Raw genomic sequence first — 19,355 nt, 5'->3', positions numbered from 1 at the left:
AGAAGATGGCGGGAAAATAGCGACTCACTTTCTGAACCGCAAGGGGGGCACGCAAAATGAAAGAAATTTTACATCACGCCTAATACAGCCCCACCTCATGCAAATGGCTTGACGACTACAAGAATGACGATTGCGATCATCAACAGCGTCGGCGCCTCGTTCATCATTCGCCAATAACGCGCCGAGCGCTTGTTTTCATCCCTGGCGAAGGCGCGCACTGCAGCGCTGAAATGGCCGTGAACGGCCGATAGCAGCACAACAAGTCCGATCTTGGCGTGCAGCCAGCCGCCCTGGAAATCATAGACAGACCAGGCAAGATAAAGCCCGAATATCCAGGTCAGGATCATCGCCGGGTTGATGATATAGCGCAGCAGACGCTGCTCCATCACCTTGAAGGTCTCGGATTGCTGCGATCCCGGCGCGGCATCGGTGTGATAGACAAACAGCCGAGGCAGATAGAACATGCCGGCCATCCACGAGATGACGGCGATGATGTGCAAAGCCTTGATCCAGAGATAGAGATCGGCCGGATGCCAGGCGAACAGACCGATCGCCAGCACCGCAAAGATCAGGATCATGAAATAGGCCCGCCGTCCGGCCTTCTGGCCCGGCGCGGAATCCGTCTGCTTTTCCACCGTCATCAGCTCCTCCATCCCCGCACGCGTTCGACCAGCGCCGCCACATTGGCCGGATCGGCCTGCGGCGTGATCCCATGCCCGAGATTGAAAATCAGCGGGCCATTTCCGAGTTGCTGCAGGATATCGTCGATACCGTCGTCCAAAGCCTTGCCGCCGGCAACCACGCGCATCGGATCGAGATTGCCCTGCACCGGCCCGTCCTTCTGCAGTTCCCGAGCAAAGGCCAAAGGCACCGACCAGTCGAGGCCGATCGCATCGGCACCCGTCTTCTGCCGATAGGTTTTCAAGAGATAGCCCGCACCCTTGGCGAAGGCGATCACCCGAGCCTGTGGCCGCCGCGCCTTGATCGATGCGATCATCTTCGCGACCGGTTTGACGGCAAAAGCCTCGAATTCCTTCTCACCAAGCACACCAGCCCAGGAATCGAAAATCTGCACGGCATCCGCACCGGCATCGATTTGCGCCACGAGGTAATCGGCTGATATGTCGGCAAGCAGCATCAGCAGGTGTTCGAAGGCCTTGGGATAGCGATAGGCAAATAGCCGCGCAGGGGCCTGATCCGGCGTGCCGTGTCCGGCGATCATATAGGTCGCAACGGTCCAGGGAGCGCCGCAGAAGCCGAGAAGCGTGGTTTCCTGAGGCAAGTCCTGCCGCAGCCGGCGCACCGTCTCCATGACAGGCTCCAGATACGCCGTGATGCCCTCCGGTTTCAAAGCCATGATGCCCGTCTCGTTGATCGGGTCCATTTCCGGCCCATGTCCTTCGGTGAAACGAACATTCCGCTTCAGCGCATCGGGGATGACGAGAATATCGGAGAAGAGAATGGCCGCATCAAAGCCATAACGGCGGATTGGCTGCAGCGTCACTTCGACGGCGTGATCCGGCGAATAACAGAGATCGAGAAAGCTTCCCGCCTTCGCACGCGTTTCACGATATTCGGGTAGATAACGGCCTGCCTGTCTCATCAGCCAGAGCGGGGGAGGGGTGAGCGTTTCTCCGCTCAAGACCCGCATGATCTTCCGGCGTTCATCGGTCACAGACGTCGTCCTATATAAAACCAAACATATATTGAAAGGTTTCTATTTCTTAGAGTCGGTGAGTAGCAAGGATTAAAGTTCATCCCTTGCCTGTCCAATTTGTCGCGCCTCGCGCATAAATTTGGAGAGATTTCGAGATCGCAAGCCAATATGTGGATAAGAGAGGCGATTTTTCAATCTTTTGAGGAGGTTGAAGAGAAATTCGGCTTTTCGCCATCTGGGGACAAGTCGGGGATGGGCGAGGTGTTGTCGATCTTATCCACATTGCTCACAGCCACTGCGAAAGCCATCTCTCGAAAATTCCAAATGTGGAAAACTCGGCCGTTTTCCACTTGCCCAAGATGGCACCCTTCCCGTACCTCTCTTTTCTCCCGAGATATCAACAGGCGACGGAAAGTAGCGTGGAAAACCGGACGAGCTTCTTTCATCTGCACCTGATTTCTGACTCAACGGGCGAGACTCTCATCTCCGCCGGCCGCGCTGCCTCTGTGCAATTCCATGCTAGCCAGCCGATTGAGCACGTCTATCCGCTGATCAGAAATCGCAAGCAGCTTCTGCCTGTATTGGAAGCGATCGATCACAGCCCCGGCATTGTCCTCTATACGATCGTCGATCGCGAACTTGCCGATTTCATCGCCGAGCGCTGCAGGGAGATGGGCGTACCATCCGTCAATGTTCTCGAGCCGGTCATGAACGTCTTCCAGACCTATCTCGGCACGGCGTCGCGTCGGCGCGTCGGCGCGCAGCATGTGATGAATGCGGATTATTTCGCCCGCATCGAAGCGTTGAACTTCACCATGGATCATGACGACGGCCAGATGCCCGATGACTATGATGATGCCGATGTCGTCATCATTGGTATCAGCCGCACCTCGAAAACACCGACGAGCATCTATCTGGCGAACCGCGGCATCAAGACGGCCAATATTCCGATCGTCCACGGCGTGCCATTACCGGAAAGCCTGATCAAGGCGACAAAGCCGTTGATCGTCGGATTGGTGGCGACGACAGACCGGATCTCGCAGGTTCGCGAAAATCGCATCCTCGGTACGACTCCTGGCTTCGACCGCGGCGACTACACCGATCGGGCCGCCATCTCCGAAGAGCTGAAATATGCCCGCTCGCTCTGCGCCAGACATAACTGGCCGATCATCGATGTCACGCGTCGTTCGATCGAAGAGACTGCTGCCGCGATTGTTGCCCTCCGACCCAAGCTGCGCTAAGCGCTGCACATGATTATCTCGGAGGCAGCCGTCATGACCTCGCCCCTTATCCTCGCATCGTCCAGTCCGTTCCGCCGGATGCTGATGGAAAATGCTGGACTGCATTTTCAGGCTATTGCTGCCGATATCGACGAGCGCGTGATCGAAGCACCCCTGGAAATGGGTGGTGCCAGCCCGGATGCTGTCGCGCTCGTGCTGGCAAAGGCGAAGGCAAAAGAGGTGAGCGATCGCTTCCCCGGATCGCTCGTGATCGGTTCGGATCAGACCATGTCGCTCGGTGCTCAGGTCTTTCACAAGCCGAAGTCGATGGCCGAGGCGGAAAATCATCTGCGGACACTATCGGGTAAAACCCATCGGCTGAACAGCGCCATCGCTTTGGCACGCAACGGCGACATCATCTGGGAGCATGTATCCCACGCCGATCTGACCATGCGGGAGCTGCCGGCCGATTTCATCCATCGACATCTGAGCCGCGTCGGGGAAAAGGCATTGTCGAGCGTCGGCGCCTATCAGCTTGAGGGCGAGGGCATCCAGCTTTTCTCGAAAGTCGACGGCGATTATTTCACCATCGTCGGTTTGCCGATGCTGCCGCTTCTGGAAAAACTGCGAGAGTTGGGGACGATCGATGGATGATTCACGTGAAACACAGAGCGTAAACGCTTTCGTAACGGGTTATCCGGTCCGGCATTCGCGCTCGCCCTTGATCCACGGTTACTGGCTGAAGCAGCTCGGGCTTGCCGGTAGCTACCGGGCACACGAAGTTCCCGTAGAGGCTTTCGAAGCCTTCATCTCATCCTTGAAGGATGGTTCCAGCGGCTTCGTCGGCGGCAACGTCACCATCCCTCATAAGGAAGCAGCCTTCAAGCTCGCCGATAGGCCCGACGAACTTTCGGAAGAATTGGGCGCGTCCAACACCCTGTGGCTTGAAAATGGCAAGCTGCATGCAACGAATACCGATGGCCGCGGCTTCACAGCGAATCTCGACGAGCGTCATCCCGGTTGGGATCGCAATGATCGTGCGGTCATCCTCGGAGCAGGAGGTGCCAGCCGCGCTGTCATCCAGGCGGTGCGCGACCGCCGCTTCAAGGAAATCCATGTGGTCAACCGCACGGTTCAGCGAGCGCAGGAACTGGCGGATCGCTTTGGCGCGAGGGTTCATGCGCATCCGATGGCCGCACTCGGCGAGGTCATGCAGGGTGCCGGCCTCTTTATCAATACGACCTCGCTCGGCATGGATGGCGAAGTGGCACCCCGGATCGATTTCTCTCCTCTTGTGGAAGACGCCGTCGTCACCGACATTGTCTATGTACCGCTGAAGACGCCGCTTCTCGCTCAGGCCGAGGAGCAGGGCTTCGCCATCGTCGATGGTCTTGGCATGTTGCTGCACCAGGCCGTGCCGGGCTTTGAAAAATGGTTCGGAAAGCGTCCTGCGGTCGATGAAACCTTGAGGGCATTGATCATCGCCGATATGGAAAAGCACTAGCATGATCAGGATCGGACTGACGGGATCGATCGGTATGGGAAAGTCGACCTCGGCGAAACTCTTCGTTGAAGCCGGAATCCCGGTGAACGATTCCGATGCGGTCGTGCATGATCTCTATAGCGGCGAAGCCGTTCCCTTGGTCGAAGCTGCTTTCCCCGGGACAACGGCTGACGGCAGGGTCGATCGGCAGAAGCTAAGCCGAAAGCTTGCTGGCGATCCCTCTGGCTTCAGGCGTCTCGAAGCCATCGTTCATCCGCTGGTGCGCGATCGCGAGCGTCAGTTTCTGGAACGTCAGCGCAAGGCCGGCGCCGATATGGTGGTGCTGGATATCCCGCTGCTCTTCGAAACCGGCGCCGACAAGCGATTGGATAAGATCGTCGTCGTCAGCTGTGATCCACAGATTCAGCGGGAGAGGGTGCTTGCTCGACCGGGCATGACGGAGGAAAAATTCAACATGATTCTCTCCCGCCAGACGCCGGATGCGGAAAAGCGGGCACGCGCCGATTACGTCATCGATACGAGTGGAAGCATCGAGGCGGCCGGCGAACAGGTCAAAGAGATCATCGCGGATCTGCGGCGCAAACAGCAGAGCAAGAAATAGGAAAGCGGAGTTTCGATATGCGCGAAATCATTTTCGATACGGAAACCACCGGCCTCGACAACAGGGCTGACCGTATCATCGAAATCGGCGGCATCGAGCTCTTCAACCATTTTCCGACCGGAAAGACGCTGCACATCTATATCAATCCGGGCGACCGCAAAGTGCATCCCGATGCTCTGGCCGTGCACGGCATTACCGATGAGTTCCTGACGGGCAAACCCCTCTTCGAAACCGTCGCGGACGAAATTCTTGAATTTTTCGGCGACGCCAAATGGATCGCGCACAACGCCACCTTCGACATGGGCTTCGTCAACGCGGAGTTCGCAAGGCTTGGCCGCCCGCCGATCCTGCCCGACATGGTGATCGATACGCTCGCCATGGCGCGCCGCAAGCATCCGATGGGGCCGAATTCGCTGGACGCGCTTTGCCGTCGATACGGCATCGACAATTCGCACCGCACGAAACATGGAGCGCTGCTCGACTCCGAACTGCTGGCCGAAGTCTATATCGAGATGATCGGTGGCCGGCAGACGGCGCTCGGGCTCGGCAGTTTTGTCGGTTCATCGGCGCGCTCGCGCCAGAGTGAGGATGCTGGCGAGGTGGTCGTCGATATCTTTACTCGACCCAATCCATTACCCATTCGGCTGAGCGAGGAGGAGCTTTCGGCTCATGCTGCACTGGTCAGCAAGCTCGGCGCGAAGGGCATCTGGTCCAAATATCGCACATCCGAGTAAATTGCTTTTCTCGCGTACAAAAAGAAATGCCCGGATTGGTGTCCGGGCATTTCTGTTTCCAAGAGATGGAAATCTTAGTTCGGAACAGCCGAAACCTGAGCGCGGGCCTGTTCTTCGGCCATGCGCTGCGTGAACATCTGCGCAAAATCGATCGGGTCGATCATCAGCGGCGGGAAGCCGCCATTGCGCGTGACGTCGGCGATGATCTGACGTGCGAAGGGGAACAGCAGGCGCGGGCATTCGATGAAGAGCAGCGGCAGCATGTGTTCCTGCGGGAAGCCGGTCACGCGGAAGACGCCGCCATAAACCAGCTCGGTGTGGAAGAGAACGCGCTCGCCATCTTTGGCTTCGGCACTCAGCGTCAGGACCACGTCGAAATCGGAATCCGACAGCGGGTTGGCGTTGACGTTCACATTGATATTGATGTCGGGAGCATTTTCCCGGGCCTGGAGCGAGCGCGGAGCACCCGGATTTTCGAAGGAAAGATCCTTGGTGTACTGAGCAAGGATGCTGAGGCTCGGGCTGGCTGCACCGTTGCCGTTGGTCTCGTTGGCCATGGGGTGTCCTCTCACGTCTCGATGGGTGTCGCCATCTAGCATTTAGAAAAGGGGCTTACAACCCTTATGGCTCCGGCGCTCCGGAGGCCGTTGTCTAGTCTTCCAGCCGCTTTTGATCCGACCAGGGCGAGTTGCGGTTCGGCTCCCGATGGAAATCGCCTTCGTCGAGATCGACGACGTTTCCGGGTTTGTTCGGCCGGCCTTGCGGTCCGGCGCCCGGGCTTTGCCCGCGGCGGAACGCCCGCGAATTGCCGACGACGACGATGCGCTTGCGCAAAACCTGCCAGGCGAGATCACGTACGGCCGGGATGAAAAGCAGCAAGCCGATGATATCGGAGATGAAGCCGGGCAGCATCAGGAAGAAGGCGGCAACGACGATCATGGCGCCATGCACCATCTCGCGGCCGGGATCGCCGCCGTTGCGGCTTTCGGCCGAGATGCGCTGAAGAATACCGATGCCCTGTATCCTCAAAAGAGCGGCACCGAGTAATACGCTGAGGATGACGAGCCCCAGTGTCGCCCAGACGCCGATCATCTTTCCGACGACGATGAATCCGGCGATTTCAGCCAGAGGCATCAGAAAAACGACGATAGGAAGAAGTGATAGGCGCATGTTACGGTGGTCCTGAGAGCGGGTTTCTTCGCGTAAGCGTTGGTTTCTCGCATATAATAAAGAAACCGGGCCGCTATTTGAATGATAGATCGATGCGGACTATATGGGGACTGATCTTTTAATTTTAACGGTGGTTCCGATACGAGATGGGTGCAAACGACTTTGTGACGATCTTTTTCCTGGTGGCGGCGGTGCTGATCTTCTTTCAGCTGCGCAGCGTTCTTGGCCGCCGCACAGGAAATGAGAAGCCGCCGCGCGATCTCTACGGCTCCGCAGATCCGGTAAACGGCCCGACGCCGCCGGATGCCGGCAAGGTGGTGACCTTGCCGCGGCGCGATGGCACCGAAGAGGAAGACCGTTTTGCCGCCATCGATGCCTTCACCCCGGCCGGCACGCCGCTTAATGATTCGCTGCGCGAAGTGAGCAAAGCCGATCCTTCCTTTAATCCGAAGGAATTCGTCAACGGTGCCCGCATGGCCTATGAGATGATCGTCATGGCCTTTGCCGAGGGCGATCGCAAGTCGCTGAAGGGACTGCTGTCGCGTGAGGTCTATGAGGGCTTCGATGCCGCCATCGCCGATCGCGAAGCCAAGGGTGAAAAGGTCAAATCGACCTTCGTCGGCATCGACAAGGCCGATATCGTCACCGCCGAAGTGAAAGGCACGGATGCCCTGATCACCATGCGCATCATCAGCCAGATGATCTCTGCCACCTACGACAAAGCTGGCACCTTGATCGATGGCGATGCTGAAGCTGTTGCCGAGATCAGCGACCTCTGGACCTTTGCGCGCGACACACGTTCGCGCGATCCGAACTGGAAACTCGTGGCGACCGAATCGGAACAATGACGAGCCCATCGCAGGAATTCAGGCTGGAGCCGGTAACCTTCGCCAATCTGAAGGGCTGGGAGGAGGACGATCCTTCCAGCCTTTTTCGCGCCATGAAGGACTGTCGCACTCACATCCGCGATGTGAAGCCCTATCGCACGGGTGCGGTGGGACTGACGGCCGACGATCTCCTGACGCTCCTCGATGCCGCAGAAGGGAAGGAACCGCGCAATGCGGCAGAAGCCCGTGCTTTTTTCGAGGAGCACTGCCAGCCTTTCTTCATTCGCCGGGATGGCGGTGCCAGTGGTTTCGTGACCGCTTTCTTCGAGCCGGAAATAGCCGTTTCGGCTGTGCCAGACGGAACCTATCGGTATCCCTTCTATCGCAGACCGGATGATCTGATCGATTTGGATGATAGCAACCGGCCCGCCGAAATTGATCCGTCCTACATGTTCGGCAGGCTTCAGGGTGGCGCAATTTCCACCTATCCAGACCGCGGCGAGATCGATCGGGGCTATCTCGAGGGCAAGGGGCTGGAAATTGCCTGGGCGAAATCCAAGGTCGACGTCTTCTTCGTGCATGTACAGGGCGCGGCGCGTCTGCGCTATCCGGACGGGCGCCTCGGCCGCATCACCTATGCCGCCAAGGCTGGTCATCCCTTCTCGGCCGTCGGGCGTTTGCTGATCGACCGTGGGCTGCTGGATCGCACGACGATCTCCATGCAGACGATCCGCGACTGGCTCTACGCACATCCGGAGCAGGTCGATGAAGTCCTCTGGCACAATCGGTCCTATATTTTCTTCCGTGAGGCCGATGTCAGCGATCCCGCTCTCGGGCCGATTGCAGCGGCGAAGGTGCCGCTGCTGGCTGGCCGTTCTCTTGCGGTCGACCGGCTCATTCACACTTTCGGTTTTCCCTTCTTCATTCGGTCTGAAAGCCTGACCCATCTCGATGCCGGCAAGCCCTTCGCCCGGCTGATGCTGGCGCTCGATACGGGTTCCGCTATCGTCGGGCCGGCGCGCGGGGATATCTTTACCGGTTCGGGCTACGATGCAGGCGAGCTGGCCGGCACCGTGCGCAACGATGCCGATTTTTATATACTCATTCCGAAGGCGGCGGCGCAGAGGTTCGGCTGATGGCCCCGGAACGGAAGGACAAGGAACGAAAGCTCAGCGCGGAGGATCGCATCCTCTGGGGTAAGGTCGCCAAGAGCACGCGCCCTATGCCAGGACGCGTGGCTGATATCGAGGCCTTCGAAGCCGCACTGCAGGCAGAAACCGAAAGCGAGGAACGCACCCGGGCTGCAAAGACGAAACCCGTATCTCCCTCGGCTGAAACGCAGGAAGCCCCGGCGCCGGCCAAGCAGCCCGCCGGTCGTCATCATCCGCTCGAACGTCCCGTCAAGCGCAAGATCGCGAGGGGTCATCTGGCGCTGGAGGCGAGGATCGACCTTCACGGCCTCTTCCAGAGCGAGGCCCATGGCATGCTTCTGGATTTCCTGATGCGCGCCCATAGCCGCGGCCTGCGCCATGTGCTCGTCATAACAGGTAAGGGCAGCTCCATGGGCAGCGAGGGGGCGCTGAAGCGTGCCGTGCCGCTGTGGTTCTCCAAACCTGAATTCCGGTTCTTGATATCGTCCTACGAGACGGCAGCGCAGCATCATGGCGGCGAAGGTGCGCTCTATATTCGCCTGTCGCGCCTGAAAGGGGAGAAGCCTTGACCCCGTTCGGCGAAGCGGTTCGCAAGCTGCGCCTGCGCAAGGGCGTCTCGCAGAAGCAGATGGCGGCTGCGCTGAACGTGACTCCGGCTTATTTATCCGCCTTAGAACACGGAAAGCGCGGTCTGCCGACCTTCGATCTCCTGCAGCGCATCGCCGGATACTTCAACATCATCTGGGACGAGGCCGAGGAATTGTTCCTGCTCGCGCGATTTTCCGACCCGCGCGTCGTCGTCGATACCTCTGGGCTTGCACCGGAATATACGGCCTTTGTCAACCACTTAGCCGGCAAGATCCGCAACCTTGACGCGGCAACGATCCGCGAACTGTCAAAGGTTCTGGAAAATGCCGGAAAAACCGGCTGAAAACCGCCTTAATCCCCTGTTTTATACCTGATTTCGGGGCCTTCCGTTTGGAACTTCAGGGTGAAACATCCTATATTCAGGCTAGGAAAAACCGCTGATTCGCAAGGGATCGGCGATATTCTCTAAACGCTGGAAAGACTTCAATAAAATGACCGATATTACCGATAATGGCGGCAATGCCGAATATGGTGCAGATAGCATCAAGGTTTTGAAAGGCCTTGATGCCGTGCGCAAGCGTCCGGGCATGTATATCGGTGACACGGATGACGGCTCGGGCCTGCATCACATGGTTTATGAGGTCGTCGACAACGCAATTGACGAAGCCCTGGCCGGCCATGCCGATATCGTAACGGTGACGCTCAATCCCGACGGCTCCGTCACCGTCACGGACAATGGCCGCGGCATCCCGACGGATATTCACAGCGGCGAAGGTGTTTCGGCGGCTGAGGTTATCATGACCCAGCTTCACGCCGGCGGTAAGTTCGACCAGAATTCCTACAAGGTCTCCGGCGGCCTGCACGGCGTCGGCGTTTCGGTCGTCAACGCGCTTTCCGTCTGGTTGCGCCTGAAGATCCGCCGCCAGGGCAAGATCCATGAGATGAGCTTTACCCACGGTGTTGCCGACGCGCCGCTGAAGGTAACAGGCGATGCCGGCGAAGCCACCGGCACCGAAGTCAGCTTCATGCCGAGCGCTGAAACCTTCACCATGACGGAATTCGATTACGGAACGCTGGAGCATCGCCTGCGCGAACTCGCTTTCCTGAATTCCGGCGTCCGCATTCTTCTGACCGACAAGCGGCATTCCGACGTCAAGCAGGAAGAAATGCTCTATGACGGCGGCCTGGAAGCCTTTGTCGCCTATCTTGATCGCGCTAAAAAGCCGCTGGTTCAGAAGCCGGTGTCGATCCGCAGCGAAAAGGACGGCATCACCGTCGAAGTGGCAATGTGGTGGAACGATAGCTACCACGAAAACGTGCTCTGCTTCACCAATAACATTCCGCAGCGCGACGGCGGCACCCATATGGCCGGCTTCCGCGCGGCTCTGACGCGCCAGATCACCTCCTATGCCGATTCGTCTGGCATCACCAAGAAGGAGAAGGTGACGCTGACGGGCGACGACTGCCGCGAAGGCCTGACCGCCGTGCTGTCGGTCAAGGTTCCCGATCCGAAATTCTCCTCGCAGACCAAGGACAAGCTGGTTTCATCCGAGGTTCGTCCGGTGGTCGAAAGCCTGGTCAACGAAGCCCTCAGCACCTGGCTAGAAGAACATCCGTCCGAAGCCAAGGTTCTGGTCGGCAAAGTCGTCGAAGCTGCTGCGGCTCGCGAAGCCGCTCGCAAGGCGCGCGAACTGACGCGCCGCAAGGGCGCACTGGATATTGCCTCGTTGCCCGGCAAGCTTGCCGACTGCTCCGAGCGCGATCCCGCCAAATCCGAAGTCTTCCTCGTCGAGGGTGACTCGGCAGGCGGTTCGGCCAAGCAGGGCCGTTCGCGCGAAAACCAGGCCATCCTGCCGCTGCGCGGCAAGATCCTGAACGTCGAGCGTGCCCGCTTCGACAAGATGCTGTCGAGCCAGGAAATCGGTACGCTGATTACGGCGCTCGGCACCGGCATCGGCAAGGACGAATTCAACGCCGAAAAGCTGCGCTATCACAAGATCATCATCATGACGGACGCAGACGTCGACGGCGCGCATATCCGCACCCTGCTGCTGACCTTCTTCTTCCGGCAGATGCCCGATCTCATCGAGCGCGGCCATCTCTACATCGCCCAGCCGCCGCTCTATAAGGTGACGCGCGGCAAGTCGGTGCAATATGTCAAGGATGAGAAGGCGCTGGAAGAGTATCTCATTGGCCAGGGCACCGAAGATACCAGCCTGCGCCTCGGCAACGGCGAAGTCCGTACTGGCCAGGATCTGCGCGAAGCGATCTATGATGCGCTGCGCCTGCGCACGCTGATCGATAATCTGCATTCCCGCTACAATCGCGCCGTGGTCGAACAGGCTGCAATCGCAGGGGCCCTCAACGCCGAAATGGTCAGCGATCCCACGCGGGCGGAAGCGCTCGTCAACGACGTTGCCAAGCGGCTCGACGTCATCGCCGAGGAAACCGAACGCGGTTGGAGCGGTGCTGTGACCGGCGAGGGCGGCCTGCGCTTCGAGCGCACGGTGCGTGGCGTCAAGGAAGTCGTCTTCCTCGACATGGCGCTCATCGGTTCACAGGATGCCCGCCTGATCGACCAGCTCGGCTCGCGGCTGAAGGAAGTCTATGTCACACCGCCGAAGCTTGTTCGCCGCGATGGCGAGACGGAGATTTCCGGTCCCCGCCAGCTACTGGACACGATCTTTGCCAGCGGCCGCAAGGGGCTGACGCTGCAGCGCTATAAAGGTCTTGGCGAGATGAATGCCGAGCAGCTCTGGGAAACGACGCTTGATCCGAACGTGCGCTCGCTGCTGCAGGTAAAGGTCACGGATGCGACCGATGCCGACGGTCTGTTTGCCCGGCTCATGGGCGATGAGGTCGAGCCGCGGCGCGAATTCATTCAGGATAACGCGCTGAGCGTTGCCAATCTCGACATCTGATCGTTTACATCACATGCAAAAAGGGGCCCGCCGGATGTTTCGGCGGGCCCTTTTCTTTTCATCGGTTACTTGGCGATGAAGGTGCCGTTGAAAGCAAGTTCCGAAAGTGGTTTGCGCTGGCTCGGCACCTCGCGCTCGCGCAGCTTTTCCGGAAGCTGGTTCTTGTCACCGATCTTGCCAATCGCGACGGCCGCTTCGACGCGGAAGCCATCCGGAATACCGAGGACTTCATAGGATTTCTCGACGTGGAAGCCAGTCATGCCATGGGCTTCATAGCCGGCTAAATGTGCCTGTATTGCCAGGAAACCCCAAGCCGTTCCGGCGTCGAAGGAATGGCTGTAGCTCGGCTTCTGTTCGGCCGAACCAAGCTCGCCGCTGTGGGTGCGGGAAATGACGAAAAGCAGCGCGCCGGCGGATTTCACCCAACCTTGATTGAAGTCGATCAGGACGCTCAAAAACCGATCCCAATGTTCCGAGCCGCGCAGCGCATAGAGGAAGCGCCAGGGCTGCAGGTTCGAGGCGGAAGGTGCCCAATGCGCCGCTTCCAGAATGGTCAGCAGGTCTGCTTCCGGCATCGCCTCGTTGGAATAGGCGCGCGGCGACCAGCGGTCGAGAAAGAGCTTATCGATCGGATATTGGGATTCGCGGCTGTTGCTTGATGTCATGAGGGCTTCTTTCCTTGGAGATGATTGGCCGTGGGCGGTCGAAGCTGGCCGTTGGCTGGTTATGAAAGGGACGGAAACTTAAACTGGAGCAGTCCAGCTCGCGTCAAGCTCCTCGCGGAAGGCGAAGCGCTTGAGGTGGTCGGCAACGACGTTCTGCATGCGCTCAAGGTCTTCGGGCTTTTCGACCGTCAGCGTCATGACGAGGGTGCCGGGCTCGGCTGCCAGATCGAGGAAAGTTTCCGCGCTGAACGGCACCTTGCCGACAGCCGCATCGAATTCCACGCTGAAGCGATGGCTCCAATGCTTGCAGAGCTGCTGGAGATAGCGACTGGCATGGTCGGTCCTGACGTGGGAAACGGATTTTGCCATGGGATTTCTCCGATAAACCTGTTCGCAAACGCGTTGTTTGATACATAGAGGCATCTACATTCGCCAGGTAGACAGTCTGTTTCAAGTTTGCGTTATTCCGGTGAAATTCTGTTTCGCTATGCTGAGCGTCGATAGGAACGTGTGCGACGCGGAGATAGAGTCTTGCTGGTAAATGGAAAATGGACTGAGGATTGGCAGCCTGTCCAGGCCAAGGATGAGAAGGGCGGTTTCGTTCGCCAGATTTCGAGCTTCCGCAACTGGGTGACGCCGGATGGCCGGCCGGGGCCGACGGGCGAGGGCGGTTTCAAGGCGGAAGCTGGCCGCTATCACCTCTATGTCGCGCTGATCTGCCCCTGGGCGTCGCGTACCCTGATCGGCCGCAAGCTGAAGGAGCTGGAAGAGGCTATTTCGGTTTCCGTGGTCGAGCCGGCGCTCTCCAATCAGGGCTGGCGGTTCGGCGATTATCCCGGCGCGACAAAGGACCCTATAAACGGCGCTACCTATATGCATGAAATCTACACGAAGGCCGATCCTCACTTTACCGGCCGCGCCACGGTGCCAGTCCTATGGGACAAGCAGAATGGCACGATCGTCAACAACGAGTCCTCAGATATCCTGCGCATGCTGAATGACGGCTTCGGCGATCTTGCCCGCAACGAGATCGATCTCTATCCGGCCGGCAAGCGGGACGAGATCGACAGCTTCAATGCCCGGATCTATCCCGCGCTCAACAACGGCGTTTACCGCGCTGGCTTTGCAACGACGCAGACTGCTTATGAAGAGGCCTTCAATGAGGTGTTCGATTGCCTCGATCAGGTCGAGACGGAATTAGAGGGCAAGGACTTTCTCTTCACCGGGCATCCAACCGAAAGCGATATCAGGCTCTTCGTCACGCTCGTCCGTTTCGACGTCGCCTATCACGGCCTGTTCAAATGCAATCTCTGCCGGCTGTCGGACTATGCCAATCTCCAGTCCTTCTGTCGCCGGATGCTCGATTGGCCGGGTGTTGCCGAAACGGTGAATTTCGATCATATCAAGCGCGGATACTACTCGATTTCGACGCTCAATCCCACCGGTATCGTGCCGCTCGGACCGGCGCTGGACGAGCTGTTCTGATACTCGACCGAGTTCCAAAACCGGTCTAAGGTCCCCTCGTTCGATGGATCAGGGAGGATCGTCATGAACTGGGAAGAGTTCCGGCAGTGGTCGGAGAAAGCGGCACATTGGGGCGCAGATTACCGCGCGTCGCTTCGTGACAGGCCGGTCCGGGCGAAGATGGCGCCGGGCGAAATATCGGCGCATATAGCTGATTCTCCATCGGAATCGGGCGAAGCGATGGAGGATATCTTCAAAGATTTCGAGGATATCCTGGTGCCCGGCATGACGCACTGGCAGCACCCGCGCTTCTTTGCCTATTTCCCAGCCAACGCCGCTCCCGTCTCGGTGGTTGCCGAATATCTGGTCAGCGCCATCGCCGCTCAATGCATGCTCTGGCAGACGTCACCTTCCGCCACCGAGCTTGAAACGAAAGTTGTCGATTGGCTGCGGCAGGCCCTCGGTCTGCCGGAAAGCTTCACCGGCGTCATTCAGGATTCCGCCTCGACAGCAACGCTTGCCGCCGTCCTCGTGATGCGCGAAAGAGCGCTGGACTGGCAGGGCAACAAACGCGGACTTGCGGCCAACAAAGCGGTGCGCATCTATTCGACCGATCAGGTCCATACGTCCATTGACCGCGCCATCTGGATTGCCGGGGTCGGGCAGGAAAATCTGGTGCGGATTCCCTCTGGTGGTCCCAACAAAGCCATGGATCCGAAAGCACTTGCCGATGCGATCGAGCGTGATCGCGCTGCTGGACTGCTGCCGGCCGGCGTCATCGCCTGTGTCGGCGGCACCAGCGTCGGTGCCTGCGATGATATCGCCGCTGTCGTTAAGGTGGCCCATGCGCATGGGCTCTACGTCCATGTCGATGCCGCCTGGGCTGGCTCGGCAATGATCTGCCCGGAGTTCCGCACCCTGTGGCACGGCGTCGAGCATGCCGATTCCGTCGTCTTCAACCCGCATAAATGGCTCGGCGCGCAATTCGATTGCTCCGTCCAGTTCGTGCGCGAGCCGGAGACGCTGGTCCGCACGCTGGCGATCCAGCCCGAATATCTCCGCACGCATGGCCATGACGGTATCATCAATTACTCGGAATGGTCGGTGCCGCTTGGGCGCCGCTTCCGCGCGCTCAAACTTTGGTTCCTGTTGCGCTATCACGGCCTGGAAGGATTGCGGACGATGATCCGAAATCATGTGTCCTGGTCGCAGAATCTGGCTAAGCGTCTCGCCGCCGAGCCCGATTTCGAAATCGTCACCGAACCGTTCCTATCGCTGTTTTCCTTCGATCACAAGGCGGCCGAGGGTATCGATCAGGAAAGCCACACCCAGGGGCTACTCAATGCCATCAACAATGATGGCCGCATCTATCTGACGCAGACCCGCGTTGGCGGCAGGTTGGTCATCCGCTTTCAGGCCGGCCAGTTTGAGGCGACGGCTGATGACATCGATATGGCTTTCGATGTCATCGTCGAAATCGCCAGGTCATTATCCCCGAACTAGAAAAGCTGTTTTTCCGGCGCGAAGAGCCGAGCCGTGCTAGGCTCCTCAAAATCGATTGGTGACACTGGTGAATAACTCGTTCATATATGGTGCCAGCAATTTTATCGTAAGAGTAATATCGTCTTTGAAGATGCAGGGAAGGAAAATCCATGAAACTGTTGCGTGTTGGCGAAGTCGGCAAGGAAAAGCCGGCGCTTCTGGATAGCGACGGCAAGATCCGCGATCTCTCCGCCCACGTGGCCGATATCGGCGGTGAGGCCATTTCGCCGGCAGGTCTTGCGAAGATCGCAGCCCTCGATCCGAAAAGCCTGCCTGAATTGCCGGAAGGCCGCCTCGGTGCCTGCGTTGCGGGCACCGGCAAGTTCATCTGCATCGGCCTGAACTTCTCTGATCATGCCGCCGAAACCGGCGCGACCGTGCCGCCGGAGCCGATCATTTTTATGAAGGCAAGCTCGGCCATCGTCGGCCCGAACGACAATGTGCTGATCCCGCGCGGCTCCGAAAAGACCGACTGGGAAGTCGAGCTTGGCGTCGTTATCGGCAAGACGGCAAAATATGTCAGCGAAGCCGATGCGCTTGATTATGTCGCCGGTTACTGCGTTTCCCACGACGTCTCCGAGCGCGCCTTCCAGACCGAGCGCTCCGGACAGTGGACCAAGGGCAAGTCCTGCGACACCTTCGGCCCGATCGGCCCCTGGCTGGTCACCAAGGATGAGATTGCCGATCCGCAGAATCTCGGCATGTGGCTGAAGGTCAACGGCAAGATGATGCAGAACGGCTCGACGAGGACCATGGTCTATGGCGTTGCCCATCTCGTCTCCTATCTCAGCCAGTTCATGTCGCTGCATCCCGGCGACGTCATCTCCACCGGCACGCCTCCGGGCGTCGGCATGGGCATGAAGCCGCCGCAGTACCTGAAGCCGGGCGATGTCGTTGAGCTGGGCATAGAAGGCTTGGGCACGCAGCGCCAGACCTTCCTGGCCGACGCATAAGGCGTGCGAAGCTCAGGAACTTTAACCTTTTGAGATCATTCTTGATGCCGGGGAAGCAATTCTCCGGCGTTTTTTATCGATAAGAACCAATTGTAGTTATGTTGCTCTGCAGCAAAAACTGCTAGGTTGGATCATAGGAAGGATAATGATCGCGCACGAGGAGCCGTCATTATCCTGCTGCACAGCGCGACCGGAGGAGCGCAGCAGTGAAGGCAGCGACACGCAAGGCGCGTGCGCTTCAATGATTTAGGTGATCTGCGCGGCCGAATGCCCTCGCATCACGAAAGGTAAAGCCCCCATGTTTTATCAGTTTTACGAACTCAATCACGCCGCTCTCGCACCCTTTCGCGCCGCGGCGGACATGATGCGCCTGGCCTATGCCAATCCCCTTAATCCCCTTTCGCATACGGTATTCGGCCGCACCTTGACGGCCAGTCTCGAAGTTTTCGAGCGCACCACCCGGCGCTACGGCAAGCCGGAATTCGGCCTTCCGGAGACGGTGATCGACGGCAAACCGGTCTCGGTTCACGAAAAGATCGTCTGGAAGAGGCCCTTCTGCAATCTCATCCATTTCGAGCGCAGCCTGCCCGCCGGCCACAGCGCCGATCCGCGCATCCTGATCGTCGCGCCGATGTCGGGCCATTATGCGACGCTGCTGCGCGGCACCGTGGAAGCACTGCTGCCGGGTGCCGATGTCTACATCACCGATTGGATCGATGCCCGCATGGTGCCGATGACTGAAGGCACCTTCGATCTCGACGACTATATCGATTACGTCATCGAGATGCTGCACCACCTCGGGCCGGATACGCATGTCGTCGCCGTCTGCCAGCCGTCAGTGCCTGTCCTGGCCGCCGCTGCTGTGATGGAAGCGGCGGGTGATCGCCTGGCACCCTCATCCATGACGCTGATGGGTGGACCGATCGATACCCGCATCAATCCGACGGCGGTCAACCAGCTTGCCAAGGAAAAGCCGCTGGAATGGTTCGCCGACAATGTAGTCATGAACGTGCCCTGGCCGCAGCCGGGCTTCATGCGGCCGGTCTACCCCGGCTTCCTGCAGCTTTCCGGCTTCATGTCGATGAACCTCGACCGACACATGATCGCGCACAAGGACTTCTTTGTGCACCTCGTCAAGAATGACGGCGAACCGGCGGAGAAGCACCGCGATTTCTACGACGAATATCTGGCGGTCATGGATCTGACGGCGGAATTCTATCTGCAGACGGTCGATCAGGTCTTCATGAAGCATGCGCTGCCAAAGGGCGAGCTGATGCATCGCGGCGAGCGCGTCGATCCCTCAGCTATTCGCAACGTCGCGCTTCTAACCGTCGAAGGCGAAAACGACGATATCTCCGGCGTCGGGCAGACGCATGCGGCGCAGACCATCTGCACCAATATCCCCGACCATATGCGCATGCACTACCTGCAGCCGGATGTCGGCCACTACGGTGTCTTCAACGGCTCGCGCTTCCGCCGCGAAATTGCGCCGCGCATCCTGGCCTTTACCCGCGAACATGCCCGCACCGGCCGGTCCGTGGTCAAGCGGGTCATCAAGGGCGGAAAATCCGCTTGAAAGAAGTAAGATCAAATAGATAGGGCAGTTCGGAACTTGTTGATGAGCCGAACTGCCCTACTATGCAAAATATTAGCTTTTGTTGAATTATCCGCGCCGATTCAAGCACTTGTCCGATTCCATCAAGCGATCCCATTGAAGCCTCACGAACAGGTTACCATCTCGATTCCGGCGGTACCGCAGAGATGATCGGGCCGTTTACCGCGCCGCGCGTCCTTGGAACGCGCTGAGATGCAGGTAGAGCTTTAAAAACCGCGCAGAAGCCTGACCATTGACCGGTGTCGGTCGAGGGGCAATGCGCCGTGCGAGGATACCTGACAATGAACCAATCTGCATTGCTTCGCCCGGATTGGACTCCGGCTACTATTGCCCTGATGGTGCTTGGCTTCGTGGTCTTCTGGCCGCTTGGCTTCGCCATGCTCGCCTATATTCTCTTCGGAGAACGTTTGCGGGAATTCAAACGGGATGTGAATGAAAGGACCGACGGCATGTTTGCTGGCTGCGGACGCTATCGCAATCGTCATCGCCATTCCTTTTCCTCCACCGGCAACGTCGCCTTCGACGACTGGCGCCGGGCAGAGCTTGAGCGCCTCGAACAGGAGCGCCGCAAGCTGGACGAAATGCGCGCCGAATTCGATGCTTATGCTCGCGAACTGCGCCGCGCCAAGGATCAGGAAGAATTCGACCGCTTCATGCGCGAGCGCAACAGCGTCAAGCGCAATGACAATGGCGGCTCGCCAACCGAGTTCAAGACGCCGTGACGGGAGTTCCGTCACGAGGTC

At 58.7% G+C, this 19,355-nt stretch carries 21 protein-coding genes; 15 read left to right on the top strand and 6 right to left on the bottom strand.

Annotated elements, in window-relative coordinates:
- Nucleotides 1–95: 95 nt before the first annotated feature.
- Complete coding sequence (hemJ, locus tag JJQ51_RS29125) at nt 96–641, bottom strand: protoporphyrinogen oxidase HemJ (protein ID WP_173004663.1); 546 nt, start codon at nt 639–641, stop codon at nt 96–98.
- Nucleotides 641–1,675: a uroporphyrinogen decarboxylase gene (gene hemE, locus JJQ51_RS29120; RefSeq protein WP_113389662.1), complete on the bottom strand. Its 1,035-nt coding sequence runs from the start codon at nt 1,673–1,675 to the stop codon at nt 641–643. The genes hemJ and hemE overlap by 1 nt, the downstream gene beginning before the upstream one ends.
- A gap of 401 nt (nt 1,676–2,076) precedes the next feature.
- Between hemE and JJQ51_RS29115 the strand changes: the two genes are divergently transcribed.
- From JJQ51_RS29115 to dnaQ, 5 genes are read left to right on the top strand one after another with little or no spacing between them, the layout of a single operon-like run.
- The gene (locus JJQ51_RS29115; RefSeq protein WP_113352854.1) at nt 2,077–2,898 is read left to right on the top strand and encodes a pyruvate, water dikinase regulatory protein; all 822 of its coding nucleotides are present in this window, start codon (nt 2,077–2,079) and stop codon (nt 2,896–2,898) included.
- A gap of 33 nt (nt 2,899–2,931) precedes the next feature.
- Nucleotides 2,932–3,531 (top strand): Maf-like protein, encoded by a 600-nt coding sequence (locus tag JJQ51_RS29110; RefSeq protein WP_113389661.1) that lies wholly within the window; start codon nt 2,932–2,934, stop codon nt 3,529–3,531.
- Complete coding sequence (locus JJQ51_RS29105) at nt 3,524–4,381, top strand: shikimate dehydrogenase (RefSeq protein WP_113420571.1); 858 nt, start codon at nt 3,524–3,526, stop codon at nt 4,379–4,381. Before JJQ51_RS29110 ends, JJQ51_RS29105 begins: the two co-directional genes overlap by 8 nt.
- 1 nt (nt 4,382) lies before the next feature.
- Nucleotides 4,383–4,982 carry a dephospho-CoA kinase gene (gene coaE, locus JJQ51_RS29100; RefSeq protein WP_269245596.1) on the top strand — a complete coding sequence of 200 codons (600 nt, stop codon included), beginning with the start codon at nt 4,383–4,385 and terminating at the stop codon, nt 4,980–4,982.
- Between the two features lie 17 nt (nt 4,983–4,999).
- Complete coding sequence (gene dnaQ / locus JJQ51_RS29095; RefSeq protein ID WP_113389659.1) at nt 5,000–5,716, top strand: DNA polymerase III subunit epsilon; 717 nt, start codon at nt 5,000–5,002, stop codon at nt 5,714–5,716.
- 74 nt (nt 5,717–5,790) lie between these two features.
- Here the strand turns inward: dnaQ and secB are convergent, their stop codons facing one another.
- Together secB and JJQ51_RS29085 are read right to left on the bottom strand one after the other, a co-directional pair.
- The gene (secB, locus tag JJQ51_RS29090) at nt 5,791–6,273 is read right to left on the bottom strand and encodes a protein-export chaperone SecB (protein WP_069613913.1); all 483 of its coding nucleotides are present in this window, start codon (nt 6,271–6,273) and stop codon (nt 5,791–5,793) included.
- A gap of 94 nt (nt 6,274–6,367) precedes the next feature.
- Nucleotides 6,368–6,886: an FxsA family protein gene (locus JJQ51_RS29085; protein WP_113333428.1), complete on the bottom strand. Its 519-nt coding sequence runs from the start codon at nt 6,884–6,886 to the stop codon at nt 6,368–6,370.
- A 146-nt stretch (nt 6,887–7,032) separates the two neighbouring features.
- Between JJQ51_RS29085 and JJQ51_RS29080 the strand changes: the two genes are divergently transcribed.
- The 5 genes from JJQ51_RS29080 (at nt 7,033) to gyrB (ending at nt 12,373) form a co-directional block, all read left to right on the top strand.
- Complete coding sequence (locus JJQ51_RS29080; protein WP_113333427.1) at nt 7,033–7,734, top strand: Tim44/TimA family putative adaptor protein; 702 nt, start codon at nt 7,033–7,035, stop codon at nt 7,732–7,734.
- Complete coding sequence (gene mltA / locus JJQ51_RS29075; RefSeq protein WP_113395796.1) at nt 7,731–8,849, top strand: murein transglycosylase A; 1,119 nt, start codon at nt 7,731–7,733, stop codon at nt 8,847–8,849. The genes JJQ51_RS29080 and mltA overlap by 4 nt, the downstream gene beginning before the upstream one ends.
- Nucleotides 8,849–9,433, top strand: a complete 585-nt coding sequence (locus tag JJQ51_RS29070) for a Smr/MutS family protein (protein ID WP_269245595.1) — start codon at nt 8,849–8,851, stop codon at nt 9,431–9,433. Before mltA ends, JJQ51_RS29070 begins: the two co-directional genes overlap by 1 nt.
- The gene (locus JJQ51_RS29065) at nt 9,430–9,795 is read left to right on the top strand and encodes a helix-turn-helix domain-containing protein (protein WP_113333424.1); all 366 of its coding nucleotides are present in this window, start codon (nt 9,430–9,432) and stop codon (nt 9,793–9,795) included. Before JJQ51_RS29070 ends, JJQ51_RS29065 begins: the two co-directional genes overlap by 4 nt.
- A gap of 148 nt (nt 9,796–9,943) precedes the next feature.
- Nucleotides 9,944–12,373, top strand: a complete 2,430-nt coding sequence (gene gyrB, locus JJQ51_RS29060) for a DNA topoisomerase (ATP-hydrolyzing) subunit B (RefSeq protein ID WP_269245594.1) — start codon at nt 9,944–9,946, stop codon at nt 12,371–12,373.
- Between the two features lie 65 nt (nt 12,374–12,438).
- On the opposite strand, the gene JJQ51_RS29055 is transcribed toward gyrB, so the two are convergent.
- A complete protein-coding gene (locus JJQ51_RS29055) occupies nt 12,439–13,038 on the bottom strand; it encodes a nitroreductase family protein (protein ID WP_113389657.1) in 600 nt (199 codons plus the stop codon).
- A 78-nt stretch (nt 13,039–13,116) separates the two neighbouring features.
- The gene (locus tag JJQ51_RS29050; RefSeq protein ID WP_269245593.1) at nt 13,117–13,407 is read right to left on the bottom strand and encodes a DUF2218 domain-containing protein; all 291 of its coding nucleotides are present in this window, start codon (nt 13,405–13,407) and stop codon (nt 13,117–13,119) included.
- 162 nt (nt 13,408–13,569) lie between these two features.
- Between JJQ51_RS29050 and JJQ51_RS29045 the strand changes: the two genes are divergently transcribed.
- From JJQ51_RS29045 to JJQ51_RS29025, 5 genes are all read left to right on the top strand, one after another.
- Nucleotides 13,570–14,523: a glutathione S-transferase family protein gene (locus JJQ51_RS29045; protein ID WP_269245592.1), complete on the top strand. Its 954-nt coding sequence runs from the start codon at nt 13,570–13,572 to the stop codon at nt 14,521–14,523.
- 63 nt (nt 14,524–14,586) lie between these two features.
- A complete protein-coding gene (locus tag JJQ51_RS29040; protein ID WP_269245591.1) occupies nt 14,587–16,005 on the top strand; it encodes a pyridoxal phosphate-dependent decarboxylase family protein in 1,419 nt (472 codons plus the stop codon).
- Nucleotides 16,006–16,154: 149 nt separating this feature from the next.
- Nucleotides 16,155–16,997 carry a fumarylacetoacetate hydrolase family protein gene (locus JJQ51_RS29035; RefSeq protein WP_113333418.1) on the top strand — a complete coding sequence of 281 codons (843 nt, stop codon included), beginning with the start codon at nt 16,155–16,157 and terminating at the stop codon, nt 16,995–16,997.
- A gap of 298 nt (nt 16,998–17,295) precedes the next feature.
- A complete protein-coding gene (gene phaZ / locus JJQ51_RS29030) occupies nt 17,296–18,573 on the top strand; it encodes a polyhydroxyalkanoate depolymerase (protein ID WP_269245590.1) in 1,278 nt (425 codons plus the stop codon).
- Nucleotides 18,574–18,893: 320 nt separating this feature from the next.
- Nucleotides 18,894–19,334, top strand: a complete 441-nt coding sequence (locus JJQ51_RS29025) for a DUF2852 domain-containing protein (protein WP_113333416.1) — start codon at nt 18,894–18,896, stop codon at nt 19,332–19,334.
- Nucleotides 19,335–19,355: the final 21 nt, after the last annotated feature.

It is taken from the genome of Rhizobium sp. AG207R, assembly GCF_027109195.1.
GTDB lineage: Bacteria > Pseudomonadota > Alphaproteobacteria > Rhizobiales > Rhizobiaceae > Rhizobium > Rhizobium dioscoreae.
Note: the sequence above shows the minus strand (reverse complement) of the source record. Positions and strands in the feature narration are given on the sequence as shown.

Coding starts and splice junctions, on each gene's coding strand:
- hemJ (WP_173004663.1), bottom strand. CDS start 641: ATGACGGTGGAAAAGCAGACGGATTCCGCGCCGGGCCAGAAGGCCGGA.
- JJQ51_RS29110 (WP_113389661.1), top strand. CDS start 2,932: ATGACCTCGCCCCTTATCCTCGCATCGTCCAGTCCGTTCCGCCGGATG.
- JJQ51_RS29105 (WP_113420571.1), top strand. CDS start 3,524: ATGGATGATTCACGTGAAACACAGAGCGTAAACGCTTTCGTAACGGGT.
- coaE (WP_269245596.1), top strand. CDS start 4,383: ATGATCAGGATCGGACTGACGGGATCGATCGGTATGGGAAAGTCGACC.
- dnaQ (WP_113389659.1), top strand. CDS start 5,000: ATGCGCGAAATCATTTTCGATACGGAAACCACCGGCCTCGACAACAGG.
- secB (WP_069613913.1), bottom strand. CDS start 6,273: ATGGCCAACGAGACCAACGGCAACGGTGCAGCCAGCCCGAGCCTCAGC.
- JJQ51_RS29085 (WP_113333428.1), bottom strand. CDS start 6,886: ATGCGCCTATCACTTCTTCCTATCGTCGTTTTTCTGATGCCTCTGGCT.
- JJQ51_RS29080 (WP_113333427.1), top strand. CDS start 7,033: ATGGGTGCAAACGACTTTGTGACGATCTTTTTCCTGGTGGCGGCGGTG.
- mltA (WP_113395796.1), top strand. CDS start 7,731: ATGACGAGCCCATCGCAGGAATTCAGGCTGGAGCCGGTAACCTTCGCC.
- JJQ51_RS29070 (WP_269245595.1), top strand. CDS start 8,849: ATGGCCCCGGAACGGAAGGACAAGGAACGAAAGCTCAGCGCGGAGGAT.
- gyrB (WP_269245594.1), top strand. CDS start 9,944: ATGACCGATATTACCGATAATGGCGGCAATGCCGAATATGGTGCAGAT.
- JJQ51_RS29055 (WP_113389657.1), bottom strand. CDS start 13,038: ATGACATCAAGCAACAGCCGCGAATCCCAATATCCGATCGATAAGCTC.
- JJQ51_RS29050 (WP_269245593.1), bottom strand. CDS start 13,407: ATGGCAAAATCCGTTTCCCACGTCAGGACCGACCATGCCAGTCGCTAT.
- JJQ51_RS29040 (WP_269245591.1), top strand. CDS start 14,587: ATGAACTGGGAAGAGTTCCGGCAGTGGTCGGAGAAAGCGGCACATTGG.
- JJQ51_RS29035 (WP_113333418.1), top strand. CDS start 16,155: ATGAAACTGTTGCGTGTTGGCGAAGTCGGCAAGGAAAAGCCGGCGCTT.
- phaZ (WP_269245590.1), top strand. CDS start 17,296: ATGTTTTATCAGTTTTACGAACTCAATCACGCCGCTCTCGCACCCTTT.
- JJQ51_RS29025 (WP_113333416.1), top strand. CDS start 18,894: ATGAACCAATCTGCATTGCTTCGCCCGGATTGGACTCCGGCTACTATT.